General features: G+C 64.0%; 8 protein-coding genes and 2 pseudogenes. 6 read left to right on the top strand and 4 right to left on the bottom strand.

Annotated features, from left to right (window positions below):
- Positions 1-8: 8 nt before the first annotated feature.
- The 4 genes and pseudogenes from EJ074_RS25100 to acnA form a co-directional block, all read right to left on the bottom strand.
- On the bottom strand, positions 9-1,184 hold the full coding sequence (locus EJ074_RS25100) for an iron-containing alcohol dehydrogenase (protein ID WP_095808544.1): 1,176 nt from the start codon (positions 1,182-1,184) through the stop codon (positions 9-11).
- A 225-nt stretch (positions 1,185-1,409) separates the two neighbouring features.
- On the bottom strand, positions 1,410-3,062 hold the full coding sequence (locus tag EJ074_RS25095) for an acetolactate synthase large subunit (RefSeq protein WP_095808543.1): 1,653 nt from the start codon (positions 3,060-3,062) through the stop codon (positions 1,410-1,412).
- A 56-nt stretch (positions 3,063-3,118) separates the two neighbouring features.
- Positions 3,119-4,141: pseudogene (locus EJ074_RS25090) on the bottom strand (isocitrate/isopropylmalate family dehydrogenase).
- A gap of 39 nt (positions 4,142-4,180) precedes the next feature.
- Positions 4,181-5,912 (bottom strand): annotated as a pseudogene (gene acnA / locus EJ074_RS25085) (aconitate hydratase AcnA).
- 450 nt (positions 5,913-6,362) lie between these two features.
- On the opposite strand from acnA, the gene EJ074_RS25080 reads away from it, so the two are divergent.
- The 6 genes from EJ074_RS25080 (at position 6,363) to EJ074_RS25055 (ending at position 12,845) form a co-directional block, all read left to right on the top strand.
- Positions 6,363-7,037: a response regulator transcription factor gene (locus tag EJ074_RS25080; RefSeq protein ID WP_129553851.1), complete on the top strand. Its 675-nt coding sequence runs from the start codon at positions 6,363-6,365 to the stop codon at positions 7,035-7,037.
- Positions 7,038-7,074: 37 nt separating this feature from the next.
- Positions 7,075-8,241 (top strand): sensor histidine kinase, encoded by a 1,167-nt coding sequence (locus EJ074_RS25075; RefSeq protein ID WP_129553850.1) that lies wholly within the window; start codon positions 7,075-7,077, stop codon positions 8,239-8,241.
- 210 nt (positions 8,242-8,451) lie between these two features.
- On the top strand, positions 8,452-9,438 hold the full coding sequence (locus EJ074_RS25070; protein WP_165350006.1) for an ABC transporter substrate-binding protein: 987 nt from the start codon (positions 8,452-8,454) through the stop codon (positions 9,436-9,438).
- Between the two features lie 422 nt (positions 9,439-9,860).
- Positions 9,861-10,805 carry a tripartite tricarboxylate transporter substrate binding protein gene (locus EJ074_RS25065; protein WP_095806806.1) on the top strand — a complete coding sequence of 315 codons (945 nt, stop codon included), beginning with the start codon at positions 9,861-9,863 and terminating at the stop codon, positions 10,803-10,805.
- Positions 10,802-11,287: a tripartite tricarboxylate transporter TctB family protein gene (locus EJ074_RS25060; RefSeq protein ID WP_095806807.1), complete on the top strand. Its 486-nt coding sequence runs from the start codon at positions 10,802-10,804 to the stop codon at positions 11,285-11,287. The genes EJ074_RS25065 and EJ074_RS25060 overlap by 4 nt, the downstream gene beginning before the upstream one ends.
- Positions 11,288-11,303: 16 nt before the next feature.
- A complete protein-coding gene (locus tag EJ074_RS25055) occupies positions 11,304-12,845 on the top strand; it encodes a tripartite tricarboxylate transporter permease (RefSeq protein WP_129553849.1) in 1,542 nt (513 codons plus the stop codon).
- Positions 12,846-12,905 lie beyond the last annotated feature (60 nt).

Below are 12,905 nucleotides of genomic sequence, written 5' to 3'. Positions count from 1 at the left end.
CTTCCCGATCAGGCCGCCGCACGGCGTCCGGCGAGCGCGTCGGCGTAGATCTGGAACGCCTGCTCATGCGTGAGCTCCCGCGGATTGTTGACCAGCAGCCGCGTCTGCTTCATCGCGTCCTCGGCCAGCTTGGCCAGGTCTTTTTCCGCAATTCCCACCGCCGACAGCGTGTCCGGCACCTCGCAGTCGCGGCAGATCGCGGTCATCTCGTCGATGAAGGCGGCAGCGGCCTCGGTCGCGGACGCCGGACGATGGTCGGGTTTCACGATCGCCAGCAGCTCGGCGTAGAGCACCGAAGCCGCCGGACGGTTGAATTCCAGCACATGCGGCAAGACCAGCGCATTCGACAGGCCGTGGGGCACGTGGAAGATCGCGCCGATCGGATAAGCCAGCGCATGCACGGCGGCGACCGGCGCGTTGGCGAAGGCCATGCCGGCCAGCATCGAGCCGAGCAGCATGCGTGAGCGTGCCTCCAGATCCTGGCCATTCGTGAAGACGGTCCGGATGTTGGCCGACAAGAGTTCCAGCGCCTTGCGCGCGAGCTGGTCGGACATCGGGTTCTTCTTGACCCTGCTCGTATAGGCCTCGATCGCATGCACCATGGCGTCGATGCCGGTCGCCGCCGTCACATGCGGCGGCAGGCCCAGCGTCAATTCGGGGTCGAGGATCGCCCAGTCCGGGATGAGACGCGGCGAGACCACGCCCTTCTTCTCCGTCGTCGGCGTTGTTACGATCGCGATCGGCGTCACCTCCGATCCCGTTCCGGCCGTCGTCGGCACGAGCAGCAACGGCAGGCGCTCGCCCTTGGCCATGCCGACGCCATAGATGTCGTCGAGCTTGTCCGGCGTCTTGGCGAGATAGGCGACGAGCTTGGCAGTGTCGAGCGCGCTGCCGCCGCCGATCGAGACGACGACGTCGACGCCCTGCCCGCGGCACAGTTCCGCCGCCGCTTCGATCACATGCGAAGGCGGATCGGCGACCACGTCCTCGAACACGGTCAAGGCGATGCCGGCCTCGGTGAGCGCCGCTTCCGCGCTCCGGGTCAGCCCCGCGCCTCGAACGCCCTTGTCGGTGACAAGCAGAACATGCCTGGCGCCATAACCCTTGACGAGTTCAGCGATCTTTTTCGATGCCCCTGCCTCGAAAAGAATGTTGGACGGCGCCTGGAAGGTGAATGGTGTCATGCTCAAATCTCCTGTCTCGCGCCTTCGGTCCTGTGCCTTGGCGCGGGACCTCATTCATCGCGGAGGCAAAAGCTTCCCCGCCCGGGCACCCCGACGGTGCCTGGCCAATCAAGAAGCCAATTCCTTGTTACAACCGCCCTGGGGGCGGTCCGGCTAAAACATTTCCGCTTTCCTCCGAAACGCGAAGTGCTCTAGCCTCGCACGGCCTCCGCCCGTGCAACTTGATCAGGCATCCGCAGGCTTCGACGTACGCCCCCGCAGTTCGTCGATGAGCACGCGAATGTTTTCCGAATAGTCGATCGGCACCGCCACGACATGAACCCCTCCGCCCTGGAAGGCGGCTTCGAGCGTCGGCGCGAACTCCTCCAGGGACTGGACCCGCGTGCCCTTCGCGCCATAGGCCTGCGCATAGGTCACGAAGTCCGGATTGCTGAAGGTCAGGCCGAAGTCCGGGAAGTTGTCGACCGCCTGCTTCCAGCGGATCATGCCGTAGGCGCCATCGTCGAGGATGAGCACGACGAGGTTCAGCTTAAGCCGAACCGCCGTCTCCAGCTCCTGGCTGTTCATCATGAAGCCGCCGTCGCCGCACACCGCCATGACGCGGCGATTCGGGTAGAGCATGGCAGCCATCATGGCCGAGGGCAGCCCCGCGCCCATCGTCGCCAGCGCGTTGTCGAGCAGCACGGTGTTGGCGACATAGGTCCGGTAGTTGCGCGCGAACCAGATCTTATACATGCCGTTGTCGAGCGCCAGGATGCCATTCTCGGGGATCACCCCGCGAATGTCGTGGACGAGGCGCTGCGGCGTCACCGGCCAGCGGTCCTCGTCGGCGCGATCCGCGATCTTGGCCAGGATCTCCTGGCGCAGCGGCAGCAGGGCGGCGGCGTTGGGCAGTTTGCCTTCGATCCGGTCCGCCAAAAGTTCGAGACTCGGGCCGACATCGCCCACCACCTCGGCATGCGGGAAGAAGACCTGCTCGACCGTCGCCGGCGTATAGCCGACATGGATCACCTTCGGTCCCTTCGGCCCCATGATGAAGGGCGGCTTCTCGACCGTATCGTGTCCGATCGAGATGATCAGGTCGGCCTTGTCGACCGCATCGTGCACGTAGTCACGCTCGGATAGCGCGGCGGTGCCCATGTAGAGGTTGGAGCCGCCGGGCACCGTGCCCTTGCCCATCTGCGTATTGAAGAACGGGATGCCGGTGCGCCGCACGAAGCTCGAGATACCATAGGTCCCGCGCGGCCGGCTGGCCGCGGCGCCGAACATGATCAGCGGACGCTTGGCCTGGATGATCATCTCGGCGGCGCGGTCGAGCGCGGTGCGATGCGCAACCGGAATCTCGATCGGATGGACCGGCACCACCGGCACGGCCTCCACCTCGTCGCCGGCGATGTCTTCAGGCAATTCGAGATGGACCGGGCCGGGCCGCTCCTCCATCGCGGTGCGGAAGGCATCCCGCACAATCGTGGGAATGCTGGCGGCACTGACGATCTGGCGGGTCATCTTGGTCAACGGCTTCATCGAGGCGATGACATCGACGATCTGGAAGCGCGCCTGGCGGCTGCTCATGATCGCCTTCTGGCCCGTGATCATGACCATCGGCATCGCGCCGAGATGGGCATAGGCCGCACCCGTCGAAAAATTGAGAGCACCCGGTCCCAAGGTGGAAATGCAGACGCCCGGCCTTCCGGTCAGGCGTCCGTAGGTGGCGGCCATGAATGCGGCGGCCTGCTCATGCCGGGTCAGGATAAGCTGGATCTTCGAATTGCGCAGCGACTCGACAACGTCGAGATTCTCTTCGCCGGGCACTCCGAAAATTCGATCCACCCCCTCGTTCTCGAGGGCGGCAACGAGAAGGTCTGATCCTTTTACCATCCGCATTTCGGTCCGCTTGTCTTGCTCGGGAGGAGCATTCGTTGTTTGCGTTTGTGTCATGCCAGTCGCTTTACGATCGCTGCCGCGAAGTCCTTCGTTGAGGTATTGCCGCCGAGGTCGCCGGTCCGGATGTTGTCGGTGTTCAGGACAGTGTCCACCGCCTTGCGGATCGCCTCTGCCTTCGCACCCTCGCCAACATGTTCCAGCATGAGGCAGGCAGCAAGCAGCAAGGCCAACGGATTGGCGATCCCCTTGCCCGCGATGTCGGGAGCTGACCCGTGGACCGCTTCGAAGATCGCGGCGTCGGGGCCGATATTGGCTCCCGGCGCCATGCCGAGACCGCCAACCAGGCCGGCGATCTGGTCGGAAAGAATATCGCCGAACAGATTGGTGGTCACGATGACATCGAACTGCTCGGGCTTCATGACGAGCTGCATGGCGCAGGCGTCGACGATGCGGTCGTCCATCGCGACGCGGCCTTCATATTCCTTAGCGATTTCCTTGCCGGCGGCGAGGAAAATGCCCGTGAGCGCCTTCAGCACGTTCGCCTTGTGTACGACCGTGACCTTCTTGCGCCCGTTGGCCAGCGCATAGTCGAAGGCGTATTTCACGATGCGCCGGCATTCGGCCTTGGTGTTGATGCCCTGCGAGATCGCCACCGCCTGCGGATCGTCGCCCACCGGGATGAAGTGCTCGAAGGCGACGTAAAGACCTTCGAGATTCTCGCGGATCAGCACGATATCGATGTCGTCATAGCGCCCGCCGGAGACCAGCGTCTTGGCCGGACGAACATTGGCATACAGTCCGAACGTCTCCCGTCACCGCACATTGACGGAGCGGAAGCCTCCGCCGACGGGCGTCGTCAGCGGACCCTTCAGAGCCAGCTTGGTACGGCGGATGCTGTCGAGCGTGGCCTGCGGCATGGGCTCGCCGCCCTGTTCGATGCCTGCCAGGCCGCCAAACTGACGGTCCCATTCGAACGGCGCGTTGACGGCGTCGAGAATCTGGACCACGGCATCCGAGATTTCAGGACCGATGCCGTCGCCGGGTATCAGGGTGGCGGGAACGGCTTTTGTCACGGTTCTTCTCCCTATCATGCTGAGATCGTTGATGTTTGATTACGCAGCCAGATCCCGCAGCACGTATTGCAGGATGCCGCCGTTCTTGAAGTAGTCGAGTTCGTCCAGCGTATCGATGCGGCAGACGATCGGGATGGTCTTCACGGTGCCGTCGCCATAGGTGAGCCTGGCCGCCATCTTCTGGCGCGGCTTGATCGCGTCGAGCCCGTCGATCTCGACCAGCTCGTCGCCCTTGAGGTTGAGCGAGGCCCAGGAGGTGCCGTCCTCGAAGACGAAGGGGATGACGCCCATGCCGACCAGGTTGGAGCGGTGGATGCGCTCGAAGGACTGGGCGATGACGGCGCGCACGCCAAGCAGGTTGGTGCCCTTGGCCGCCCAGTCGCGCGAGGAGCCGTTGCCGTATTCGACGCCGGCGAAGATGACCAGCGGCACGCCTTCCTGCTTGTAGGCCATCGCCGCGTCGTAGATCGACATCTCCTCCTTCGAGGGATAGTGGATGGTGTAGCCGCCCTCGCGGCCGTTCTCGCCCAGCATGTGGTTGCGGATGCGGATGTTGGCGAAGGTGCCGCGCATCATCACCTCATGGTTGCCGCGCCGGGTGCCGTACTGGTTGAAGTCGGCGACGCCGACGCCATGCTCGGTCAGGTACTTGCCGGCCGGCGAGGCGGCCTTGATCGAACCCGCCGGCGAGATGTGGTCGGTGGTGATCTTGTCGCCGAACAGGCCGAGCACGCGCGCGCCCCTGATGTCGCCGACCGTGCCGAAGCTGCGCGCCATGCCGGCGAAGTAGGGCGGGTTCTGGACATAGGTCGAGTTGTCGTCCCAGGCATAGGTCTGGCCTTCCGGCGCCTTGACCCCTTGCCAGTAAGCGTCGCCCTTGAAGACGTCGGCATATTTGCGCGCGAACAATTCGCGGGTGACGTTCTTCTCGATGAACTCCTGGATCTCGGCCGCGCTCGGCCAGATGTCCTTCAGATAGACCGGCTGGCCGTCGCGGCCCTCGCCGAGCGGCTCGGCAGTCAGGTCCCTGGTCACCGTGCCGGCCAGCGCATGCGCCACCACCAGCGGCGGCGAGGCGAGGTAGTTGGCCTGCACGTCGGGCGAGACGCGGCCCTCGAAGTTGCGGTTGCCGGACAGCACCGCGGCGGCGATCAGACCCTTGTCGTTGATGGTTTTCGAGATCGGCGCCGGCAGCGGGCCGGAATTGCCGATGCAGGTGGTGCAGCCGAAGCCGACCAGGTTGAAGCCGATCTGGTCGAGCTCCTTCTGCAGCCCCGACTTCTCCAGATACTCGGCCACCACCTGGCTGCCCGGCGCCAGCGAGGTCTCGCGCGAACGCCATCGGCGTGCCGAACTCGTCGACGATGACGGAATGGTCGATGACCAGGTCGACCGGCACCAGCGGATTGATCTTTTCCGGATCGCCGCCGAGCGCCTTGATGCCGTCGCGCATCGCCGCCAGGTCGACCACCGCCGGAACGCCGGTGAAGTCCTGCATCAAGACGCGCGCCGGGCGGTAGGCGATCTCGACGCCGGCGGTGCCCTTGTCGCTCAGCCAGCCGGCGACCGCCTGGATGCTCTGCCGGGTGACCGAGCGGCCGTCCTCGTTGCGCAAAAGGTTCTCCAGCAGCACCTTCATCGAAAAGGGCAGCTGCGAGACGCCGCTCAGACCGTTCTTCTCGGCCTCGGCGAGGTCGAAATAGACATAGTCGGCGCCACCCGCGGAGAGCGTGCGGCGGCAATTGAAGCTGTCGAGGGATTTGGCAATCATTTCCGCACTCCTCTCCGGGCGAGAATCCGCCTTGCCAAGCCCGCAGGCCAGAACGGCCTTATGCCGCTGAAGCCGGAGGATGCTTTGGGACCATTGCACAATAAACCACGAAAGGTGCGCCACCTGGAATATAGGCGCAAACCAGAGATAGCTGCACCTAACGCTTGTGTTGTTGAAATATATCTTTGCAGTTGTATGCCGATACCACAGGACATTCTTATAAAATTCATAAGAATATATCCTGGTTCGGCCCGCGCTGGAGCACAAACCAACAAAATTCCTCCCAGATTTTTGTCAGCCTCAACGAAGTATGAGTCTCGGCCGGATATTTGCTTGATATTGACCCGCAAAGCTGTCAGTAACCTGTCACTGAAGCGCCCCGAACGAACTGAAGGAGGTACGGGAAGCCCGGGGTGAGGTGCCTGCGACAGGGAGGGTTGTTCGGCAGCCATGCGTATTCTGTTTGTGGAGGACAGCGTCGATCAGGCCACGGCTGTGATCGGGCGCTTGCGACGTTCGGGCTATGCCGTCGACTGGGCGAAGGACGGCGAGAGCGCCAATCAGCTTTTCCAGGAGGGCGTATACGACCTGGTCCTGCTCGACCTGATCTTGCCAAAAGTGGATGGCGAGATTTTCCTCGGTCGTTTGCGAGCCAGGAAGGCAACTGTGCCGGTTCTGGTCATGACCGCACGTGGCGGGCTTGAGGAAAAGGTGCGGGTGCTCGACATCGGCGCGGACGACTATGTCGTCAAACCTTTCGAGCTCACCGAGATCGAAGCGCGGATTCGCGCGCTGCTCCTGCGCCCGCACGGCCATGCGAGCAGCACGATTACGATTGCAAATCTCACGTTCGACCTGGCTCGCCGGCGGGTGGAAATCGACGGTCATCACGTTCCCCTCGGGCAGCGGGAGTTCCGGCTGCTCGAACTGTTCCTTGGAAAGCTCGATCACCTGTTGACCAAGGATGCCATTCTGGATCACCTCTTCGCCTTCGATGAACCGGCGGCGCCGAATGCCGTCGAACTTTATGTTTCACGCCTGAGGAAAAAGCTCGCCGGCACACAGGTCGACATCAGGACGGTTTGGGGGGAAGGCTACGTCGCCGAACACAAAAAGCGGCAATGAAACGCATTCCATCCGCGCTCGATTGTTCGGCCGGCTGGTGCCGGTCTTCATCGTGCTCGGGCTCATCCTGTTTTCTTACATGCATTTCCACGCGCAGCGGGCGGCGGAGCGATCCTTCGACCATCTGATCGCCGCTTCGGCGCTGTCCATCGCTGACGCTGTCCAGTATGACGATGGCGCGCCGACGGTCGACCTGCCCTATTCGTCCCATGCAATCCTCGCAAGCCGCACCTCGAGCCGGATCTTCTACCGGGTCACCGCTCCGGATGGTTCGCTGATCACAGGCTATGGAGATCTCGCCGCCGATCTTCCACCCGCAAACTCCCCGAATCCCGAGTTCAGCAACGGGGTCTTTCTCGGCGTATCGGTGCGCATCTGCAAGCTCGGCCGCTTCATCTCGGGCGGCAGTCAATCGGGCTGGGTGACCATCGTCGTCGCGGAGACGGATGAGGAGCAGCAGCACTTTGCGTCGGATCTCCTGCGGCGATCGTTCGGGCCCGCGGCCGGCCTGATGCTGCTGGCGATCGGATTGGTCTGGCTGGCAGTCCGCGGCGCGCTGCAGCCGCTGGATACGATCGAGCGGGCGATTGTCGCCAACGACCCGTCGAGCCTCAAAGCGCTCGACATCCCGGTTCCCCGGGAAATCCGCCATCTGGTCGCGGCACTGAACTTCTTGATCGGGCGGTTGACCGCCCTGCATGCGCGCATGCAGAACTTCATCGCCGAGTCCGCGCACCAGCTTCGTACGCCGCTGTCCAATCTCAGCGTGCAGGTCGAATCGGCGATGGATGAACCTGACGGAAGCAGCGTGCGCCAGCATCTGCGCACCATCCACTGGAATGCGATCGTCGTCAGCCGCCTCGCCGATCAGTTGCTGGCCGACACGATGGTCGCGCACCGCGGCGAGATCGCGTCGCTGGTGCCGATCGACCTGCTGGAGCTGGTCGAACTCGCCACGGACGAGTTCGAGTCGCGGACGGGAACGAAGGTCAACCTGCGCATCGAAACCCTCGAAACCGCGCCGTATGTCGAGGGCGACGCCTTGATGCTGACCGAAGCGGTCAAGAACCTGCTCGACAACGCCCTGAAATACGCCGGCGCGGCAGAGCCCATAACGGTGCAGCTCAGTCTGGAGAACGGCCGCGCTGTCCTCAGGATAGAGGATCGCGGCCCCGGCATACGCGCGAGGACCGTCAGCACATAACCGAGCGTTTCGTACGCGGCTCACGCTCCCACAACACAGCGGGGAGCGGTCTTGGTCTTGCCATCGTCGCCAACGTCATGCGGCGCCACGATGCGATCCTGTCCTTCCATGATCGCGAAGGCGGAGGTTTGGTCGTGAAAATGGTCTTCCCCCCTATCAGCCTCCGGAAGAGTTCAGCCAATGAGGTGCCGGCTTCCGTTGGCGATGGGATTGGCGTTGATTTTCTGGGCGACCGCGTCGGCCGCCGACGTGGTGACCCGTTTCGGGCCGCAAGACGCCAGCTCGCACCTTGTGATCTGGGGATCGACCGATCTGCAGGAGCTGAAGCCCGTCATCGAAAGCTTCCTGAATCTCCATCCCAACATGTCCATCACCTATTCCGATCTCCAGTCGGCGGACCTTTACAACCGCATCAGGGCCGGCCGGCCCACCTCGCCGGACCTGACCATCAGCACGGCCGCCGACCTCCAGATCAAGCTCGTCAACGACGGATTCGCGCACGAACACTTCCTGTCGTCCGCAGCCTCCCCCCGTTGGCCCTCCTGGCGCAACGCGGCCTTCGCCATCTCGGCCGAGCCGGCAGTCACTGTCTACAACGTTGGCCTGTCGGCGCTTGGCCCACCCCCTCAGTCGCGCGAGCAACTTGCCCAGTTCATCGACCGAAACAGGGAGAAGCTGCGCGGCCGGGTTGCCACATACGACATCGGGCTGAGCGGCCTTGGCTATTTGTTCGCCACTCAGGACTCGATCCACTCCAACACATACACCGCGCTGGTGCAGAGCCTCGGCCGCGCGGACGTGGCACTTCATTGCTGCAGCGGCGAGATGCTGGACAAGGTCGAGAAGGGAGATGTCCTCATCGCCTACAATGTTCTGGGCTCCTATGCGCTCGCCCGCAAGCAGCGTGGTGCGCCCATCGAGATCGTCCTCCCGGCGGACTATACGCTGGTGCTCTCGCGCGTGGCGATGATTCCGCGCGAGGCCAAGCGTCCGGATCTGGGTGGAGCCTTTCTGGATTTCCTGTTGGCGCCGAAGATTCAGGCGCGCTTCGCGAGCTTGGAGAGTTATCGCCCGGCGGATTCGATACCATCGCAGCCGATTGCCCTGGACGCTTCGCTGCTGGTCTTTCTCGATCCCATCAAGCGGGCAAGGTTCATCAAAGCCTGGCAGGCCCTTATCCATTCGACGCGGCATTGAAGCGCTCTGCTCCTGGCTGCAATGCCGCGTCACTGCCATGGTCGAGAAAGGCGCACGGCCGTCGCCGGAGGGGTAACGTCGCCGCAGGCATTGCCGGCAAAGAGCCATCGCTGTCAGCGGCAGCATGCTTCCGCGGCGGACGTCGATCGGGTTTGGAACGTCAGGCTTTTGACAGCTTTGACGGCTAGCATCCCCAACTACTAACGGTCGCGACAGGCGACCGACGCTGTCGGGAGGGAGGAGACCTCGAGGCGGCAAGGGCTGCGCTCGAAATCAGTACGCCATTCGTATTCTCGTCGCGACCGACCGCGAATGCAGTGGATCATGACGCATCAAAACAGGACCTGTCCGGCTGGCACGGCTTGCATGAGCCTTGCGCGCAGGGTGGCGGGTCATTGGCAGGTCACAAGGGAGGAAGTTTGATGAAACATTACATTTTGGCTGCGCTTCTGGCTGGCGCGATGGCTGTGCCCGCCATGGCGGAGGACTATAAAATCCTGGCGCCGGCTGCGCCGGGAGGCGGCTGGGACCAGACCGCGCGCTCGATGCAATCGGCCCTGCAGGACGAGAAGATTTCCGGCAGCGTGCAGGTGACCAACGTTCCGGGCGCCGGCGGCACGATCGGGCTCGCCCAATTCGTCAACCAGGCCAAAGGCGACGCCAGCCAGCTGATCGTGGGCGGCTACGTCATGGTCGGCGCGATCCTCACCAACAGTTCGCCTGTGACGCTCGCCGAGGTGACGCCGATTGCCCGCCTGACCGGCGAGTATGAAGCCCTCGTCGTGCCCGCCGCGTCCGACATCAAGGACATGGCCGGTCTGGTGGCGAAGCTGAAGGCCGACCCGGGCTCCGTCTCCTGGGGCGGCGGCTCTGCCGGCGGCACGGATCACATCACGGCCGGCCTGATCGCCAAGGCCGCGGGTGTCGATCCGACCAAGGTCAACTACATCGCCTTCGCCGGCGGCGGCGAGGCTCTCGCGGCGATCCTTGGCAACCAGGTCACCGTCGGCCTTTCCGGCTACGGTGAGTTCAAGGAACAGATCAAGTCCGGCACCTTGCGCATTATCGGCATCTCCTCGGACGCCAAGATCGAGGGCATCGACGCCCCGACCTTCAAGGAGGCTGGAATCGACGTGTCGATCCAGAATTGGCGAATGGTCGCGGCCGCCCCCGGCATCTCGGCGGAACAGAAGACTGCCATCCTCGGTGACATCGACAAGATGGTGCAGTCGCCTTCCTGGCAGAAGGTGCTTGCGGACAAGGGCTGGGCCAACACCTACCTGGCCGGTGACGATTTCGCCGCGCAGCTCAAGAAGGACAGCGAGTCCACCTCGGAAATCCTGAAGCAGATCGGTCTGGTGAAATGAGCGATCCGCACCCGACCAAGAACGAACGCCGCCCCGACGGGGCGGCGTTCGCCATCGCCGCGGCCCTCCTGCTGGTCGCCGTCGGCATTGCGTGGAGCACGCTGAACAGTGGCGGCGTGGCCATATCCGCCCCAGTCGGGCCAAAGACGTTCCCCTATGTTGTCGCCACCGGCCTTTTCGTGCTCGGCGTGCTGACCGCGGTAGAGGCCTGGCGAGGCGACTTCCCCGAGCGCGGTGCTCAGGACCTGCCGCCGATGATCTGGATCGTTGGCGGACTCGCGGCGCAACTGCTGACCATGAAGACGTTGGGCTTCTCCATCGCGACCGGTCTGCTGTTCGCTGCCGCCGCCAAGGGTTTCGGCAAGGGGCCGCTGTGGCGGACGGTGCCGATCGGAATCGCGTTCTCCTTTGTCGTCTGGTTCGTTTTCGCCAAGGGCCTGCAGCTCTCGCTGCCAGCGGGTCCGCTGGAACAAGTTTTCTAGGCCCGGAGGCACGTTCATGGATACGTTTGCCCTGCTGGGACAGGGGCTGCTGACCGCCCTCGAACCGGCGAAACTTTTCTACGCGCTGATCGGCGTCACGCTCGGCACCGCGGTCGGCGTCATGCCCGGCATCGGTCCGGCGCTTACCGTCGCGCTGCTGCTGCCCGTAACCTACAAGCTCGATCCGGCGGGATCGCTGATCATGTTCGCCGGCATCTACTACGGCGGCATGTATGGCGGCTCGACCACCTCGATCCTGCTCAACACGCCCGGCGAAAGCGCCTCGATCGTGACCGCGCTGGAGGGCAACAAGATGGCCCGTTCGGGCCGCGGCGGCCCGGCGCTGGCCACCGCTGCCATCGGCTCGTTCGTCGCCGGACTGCTGGCGACGCTGGGCCTCGCCTTCATCGCGCCGAGCGTGGTCAAGTTCGCGCTGTCCTTCGGGCCGGCGGAATATTTCGCGCTGATGCTGCTCGCCTTCATGACCGTCTCGGCTGCCTTCGGCGACTCAACCCTGCGCGGACTGACCGCCCTTTTCATCGGCCTGGCGCTGGGGCTCATCGGCATCAACCAGCTGACCGGCCAGGCGCGTCTTTCGATGGGGTTCCCGAACTTGTTGGACGGCATTTCGGTCACCACCTTGGCCGTCGCGCTGTTCGCCATAGGCGAGACCCTTGCGGTCGTCTCGACCCATGCCTTCGGCGAGGAGAAGATCGAACGCGTAAAAGGCTCGGTCTGGATGACCCGCGAGGACTGGAAGCGCTCCTGGAAGCCGTGGCTGCGCGGCACCGCAATCGGCTTCCCGATCGGCGCCATGCCGGCCGGCGGCGCCGACATTTCGAGCTTTCTCTCCTATTCCGCGGAGCGGAGCTTTGCGAAACACCCGGAGGAGTTCGGCAAGGGCGCGATCGAGGGCGTCGCCGGTCCCGAGGCCGCCAACAACGCCTCGGCAGCCGGCACACTGGTGCCGCTCTTGACACTCGGCCTGCCCACCACGGCAACCGCGGCGATCATGCTGGCCGGCTTTCAGCAGTTCGGTCTTCAGCCCGGCCCGTTGCTCTTCGCCACCAATGCGCCGCTGGTCTGGGGGCTGATCGCCAGCCTGCTGGTGGCGAACTTCATGCTGCTGGTCCTCAACCTGCCGCTGATCGGCCTGTGGGTGAAGCTGCTCGCCATCCCCCGGCCGTGGCTCTATGCCGGCATCCTGGTGTTCGCGACGCTCGGCACGATCGGCGCCGACGGCTCGACCTACTTCCTCGGCCCGATCCCGATCTCGTTCGGCCTGGGTCTGTTGATGCTGTTCGGCATTCTCGGCTACCTGCTCCGGCGTTTCGGCTATCCGATCGCGCCGGTGGTGGTCGGCATGATCCTCGGGCCGATGTCGGAAAAGAGTCTCCGCCAGGGGCTGCAGATCAGCCAGGGCGATCCGATGTTCCTGTTCCACTCCTGGATCGCGGTGATCCTGTGGAGCCTGGCGATGACCGCGCTGCTCCTGCCGATGTACCTACGCTGGCGCGGCAGCCGGGCGCTGTCGCAATTCGGCGGCGACGAGGACTGATCGGGAGCCGCCCCGGCTACAAACGCAAACAAGGAGTTGGAGCGGTTCAACGTTCTGCGC

This window comes from Mesorhizobium sp. M3A.F.Ca.ET.080.04.2.1 (assembly GCF_003952525.1).
Classification (GTDB): domain Bacteria; phylum Pseudomonadota; class Alphaproteobacteria; order Rhizobiales; family Rhizobiaceae; genus Mesorhizobium.
The sequence above is the reverse complement of the archived record's forward strand: the minus strand, read 5'-3'. Positions and strand labels throughout refer to the sequence as shown.

Bases quoted from the DNA above. Each gene is read 5' to 3' on its own strand.
- EJ074_RS25100 (WP_095808544.1), bottom strand. From the start codon at position 1,184: ATGACACCATTCACCTTCCAGGCGCCGTCCAACATTCTTTTCGAGGCA.
- EJ074_RS25095 (WP_095808543.1), bottom strand. From the start codon at position 3,062: ATGGTAAAAGGATCAGACCTTCTCGTTGCCGCCCTCGAGAACGAGGGG.
- EJ074_RS25080 (WP_129553851.1), top strand. From the start codon at position 6,363: ATGCGTATTCTGTTTGTGGAGGACAGCGTCGATCAGGCCACGGCTGTG.
- EJ074_RS25065 (WP_095806806.1), top strand. From the start codon at position 9,861: ATGAAACATTACATTTTGGCTGCGCTTCTGGCTGGCGCGATGGCTGTG.
- EJ074_RS25060 (WP_095806807.1), top strand. From the start codon at position 10,802: ATGAGCGATCCGCACCCGACCAAGAACGAACGCCGCCCCGACGGGGCG.
- EJ074_RS25055 (WP_129553849.1), top strand. From the start codon at position 11,304: ATGGATACGTTTGCCCTGCTGGGACAGGGGCTGCTGACCGCCCTCGAA.